Consider the following 912-nt stretch of genomic DNA (forward strand, 5'->3'; position numbering starts at 1 on the left):
AGCCCGGCGGCGGCGTCGCCCGGCTGCCGCCCGCCTCTGGCCGGGCTCATGCGGATCCGTCCGCGCCCGACGCGACCCCGGCCCGGGGCGTCGGGCGCTCCGGCCCGGCCTCCCCGACCCAGCGGCCGCGCAGGCCGACGAGGACCGCGACGCAGACCGCGAGCAGCAGGAGGCTGAGCGCGACGGCGGCGTCCGGGTCGCGGTCGAGCGCCGCGTAGACCGTGAGGGGGAGCGTCTGTGTGCGCCCCGGGAAGCTGCCGGCGAAGGTCACCGTGGCGCCGAACTCCCCGAGGGCCCGCGCCCAGGTCAGCACCGCACCCGCGGCGACCGAGGGTGCGACGAGGGGCAGCGTCACGCGGCGCAGCACGGTCAGCCGGGACGCCCCGAGCGAGGCTGCGGCCTCCTCGAACCGGCGGTCGGAGGCCCGGAGGGCGCCCTCCACGGTCACGACGAGGAACGGCATGGCGACGAACGTCTGCGCGACCACGACGGCGGCGGGCGTGAACGGCAGCGTGATCCCGACGGCGTCGAGCCACCCGCCCACCAGGCCTCGTCGCCCGAGCACCGTCAGCAGGGCGACGCCCCCGACCACGGGCGGGAGGACCAGGGGCAGGGTGACGACCGCCCGCACCAGGCGGCGCGCGGGCAGCCGGCCGCGCGCGAGCAACCACGCGAGCGGCACCCCGAAGAGCACGCAGACGAGCGTCGAGACCGTCGCCGTCCACAGCGACAGGCCGAGCGCCTGCCGGACGGCGGGCTCGCCGAGCACGCGTCCCAGGTCGTCCCACGGCGCGCGCGCGGCGAGGCCGACGAGGGGAAGGGCGAGGAAGCCGATGGCGAGCGCGGCGGGGACCACCGCGGCCGGCGGCAGTGCGCGTCCCGGCGGCGTGCGAGGCGGGGCGGCGCGGCCCG

1 protein-coding gene is annotated in these 912 nt (G+C 79.4%); it reads right to left on the reverse strand.

Features of this window, described 5'->3' with window-relative positions; genetic code table 11:
• Window positions 1-46: 46 nt before the first annotated feature.
• Window positions 47-871, reverse strand: coding sequence for an ABC transporter permease (locus IDM29_RS16835; RefSeq protein WP_188037855.1), 825 nt, complete (start codon window positions 869-871; stop codon window positions 47-49).
• Window positions 872-912 lie beyond the last annotated feature (41 nt).

Origin of the sequence: Actinotalea sp. JY-7885, from assembly GCF_014525465.1 — a bacterium.
In the GTDB taxonomy this organism is placed as follows: Bacteria; Actinomycetota; Actinomycetes; order Actinomycetales; family Cellulomonadaceae; genus Actinotalea.